The organism is Saccharopolyspora sp., from assembly GCF_017434145.1.
GTDB classification, from domain to species: Bacteria; Actinomycetota; Actinomycetes; order Mycobacteriales; family Pseudonocardiaceae; genus Saccharopolyspora_C; species Saccharopolyspora_C galaxeae.
The window spans coordinates 1-2,217 of sequence record NZ_JAFRFW010000478.1 but is presented as its reverse complement, the minus strand read 5'-3'; the positions used below and the strand labels follow the sequence as shown (position 1 = coordinate 2,217).

The following is a 2,217-nucleotide window of genomic DNA, read 5'->3' as shown; positions in this document are numbered from 1 at the left end:
CGAGCCGTTCGCCGCGGTGGCCTCGATCGAAATGGGCGAGCCCGTCGGCACGGACCAGTACCCGATCTACGCGGCCGCGCTGCCCCGGCTGGCGCGGCCCGGTGCGCGGGTGCTCGTCCAGCAGATGTCCCGCGCCGGGACCGCGCCCGGCGGCGGCGCGTTCATCGAGTCCTACATCGCGCCGGACATGAGCATGGTGCCGGTCGGGCGCACGCTGGGATTGCTGGAAGACGCGGGGCTGGAGATCCGGGACGTGGAGGCGATGCGGGAGCACTACGTGCGCACCGTCGAAGCGTGGGCGCGCACGCTGGACGAGAACTGGGACGCCGCAGTCGAGCTGGTCGGGCCGGAGCAGGCCAGGGTGTGGCGGCTGTACCTGGCGGGCGGCGGACTCGCGTTCGAGGAGAACCGCATGGGAGTCAACCAGATCCTCGCCGTTCGGCCCACTGTGGACGGATGTAGCGGACTGCCCGTCGCCGGGCGTTCGACCGTGCTGGAGGGTGTGCGATGAGCCCGTTCGCCGCCGCACCGCTGGCCGCGCTGGTCACGGTCCTGGCCAGCTACGGCATCGCCCGCCTGCGCGGGCGCTGGGACACGATCGACAGCGTCTGGGGTGCCGGTTTCGCGGTGATCGCGCTGGTCACCGCGCCGTTCGGAGCCGGAAGCCCGACCGGGTGGGTCGTCGTGGCGCTCACCGCCGTGTGGGGTGTGCGGCTGTCGGTGCACCTGCACACCCGCAACGCGGGCAAGCCGGAAGACCGCCGCTACCGGGAGATGGCGCAGCGCTACGGCGATCGCGTCGGGGTGCTGATGTTCGTGCGGGTCTACCTCGTGCAGGGCGTCGTGCTGTGGTTCGTTTCGCTGCCCGTGCAGGCCGCGGTGGCCGCCGAGCCCGCGCTGCCGGGCGCGGCGGTGTTCGCGGTGCTCGGCGGCTTGGTGTGGCTGATCGGCTTCGTCTTCGAAGCGGTCGGGGATCGGCAGCTGCGCAGGTTCAAAGCGGACCCCGCCAACGAGAACGCGGTGCTCGACACCGGGCTTTGGCGCTACACGCGACATCCGAACTACTTCGGGGACGCCTGCGTGTGGTGGGGGCTGTACCTGCTGGCGTGCCAGAGCTTCGTCGGCGCGGCGACCGTGCTCTCACCGGTGCTGATGACGTGGCTGCACGCGCGCGGCACCGGCAAGCCGATGCTGGAACGCGGCCTGGCCGAACGCCGTCCCGCCTACGCCGATTACGTCGCGCGCACCAGCGGTTTCCTCCCCCTCCCGCCGCGGCGGTGAGTCAGCCGCGCGGCGACTCCCGCAGCAACCGGGCGGCTTCGGCCTTGGAGATCGTGGCCGTCCGGGCGCAGCGGGTGCAGGTGAGCGTCCGGCGGACGCGGACCGGGAACAGCGGGATGAAGAACACCGTGAACTTCGTGACCACCCGGTCCAGCACGGCTGCGTACTGCCCGCCGCAGGCGTGGCACAGCAGCAGCGGCACGCCCAGTCGCCGCGCGGTCCGCCGAAGTCCGAAAAGGATGAACACGACACCAGCCTACTGCCCGGCCCGCACCGGTTCGCCGACGGTGAACGGCCCGTTCGACCAATCTAGTCGGACGAACAGGCCGTTCACTCGGATCGACTTGCTTGCGGAGGTCAGTTGCTGAGGTAGGACAGGGCTGCGGTGACCAAGGTGCGGACGCCGGTGTCGATCGTGGGGTGCAGGGTCGGGGCGAACTGGGCGGAGTGGTTCGACGGGACGTCGGGCCCGGGCGCTAGCGTGCCGTCCGCGGCGAACCGCGCCGGGTCGATGCCGCCGACGAACCAGAACACCGACGGCACTCCGGCGGCGCGCCCGAACTCGCCGAAGTCCTCGCTGCCGGTGATCAGCGGGCCGTCGTGCACCTGGTCCGGCCCGAACTCCTCGCGGAACCGCGCGGTCAGCGCCTCGGTCGCCGCTTCGTCGTTGACCGTCGGCGGGTAGGAGGCCGTGGCGGTGATCTCCGGTTCGCGCGGCGCCGCGGACGCCGTCGACTCCGCACGCACGATGCGCCGCACCGCCTCATTGACCTTCTCCCGCACCGGTTCGGCGAACGAGCGGATGCTCAGCTGCAGCTCCGCCTCGTCCGGGATCACGTTCTCCTTGGCTCCCGCGTTCATCGCGCCGACGGTCACCACCGCCGCGTCGGTCGCCCCGATCTCCCTGGACACCACGGTCTGCACCCGCAGCACCGT

General features: G+C 71.6%; 4 protein-coding genes. 2 read left to right on the top strand and 2 right to left on the bottom strand.

Features of this window, described 5'->3' with window-relative positions; translation table 11 throughout:
- Both IJH84_RS13240 and IJH84_RS13235 read left to right on the top strand, forming a co-directional pair.
- The coding region (locus IJH84_RS13240) for a class I SAM-dependent methyltransferase (RefSeq protein ID WP_295144676.1) at positions 1-511 on the top strand (511 nt) is incomplete at its 5' end.
- On the top strand, positions 508-1,281 hold the full coding sequence (locus IJH84_RS13235; protein ID WP_295144673.1) for a DUF1295 domain-containing protein: 774 nt from the start codon (positions 508-510) through the stop codon (positions 1,279-1,281). The genes IJH84_RS13240 and IJH84_RS13235, both read left to right, overlap by 4 nt.
- 1 nt (position 1,282) lies before the next feature.
- Here the strand turns inward: IJH84_RS13235 and IJH84_RS13230 are convergent, their stop codons facing one another.
- On the bottom strand, positions 1,283-1,528 hold the full coding sequence (locus tag IJH84_RS13230) for a zinc-ribbon domain-containing protein (RefSeq protein ID WP_200070829.1): 246 nt from the start codon (positions 1,526-1,528) through the stop codon (positions 1,283-1,285).
- Between the two features lie 110 nt (positions 1,529-1,638).
- Positions 1,639-2,217, bottom strand: a 579-nt coding sequence (locus IJH84_RS13225) for a M20/M25/M40 family metallo-hydrolase (protein ID WP_295144667.1), incomplete at its 5' end; no start/stop codon positions are given.

Bases quoted from the DNA above. Each gene is read 5' to 3' on its own strand.
- IJH84_RS13235 (WP_295144673.1), top strand. From the start codon at position 508: ATGAGCCCGTTCGCCGCCGCACCGCTGGCCGCGCTGGTCACGGTCCTG.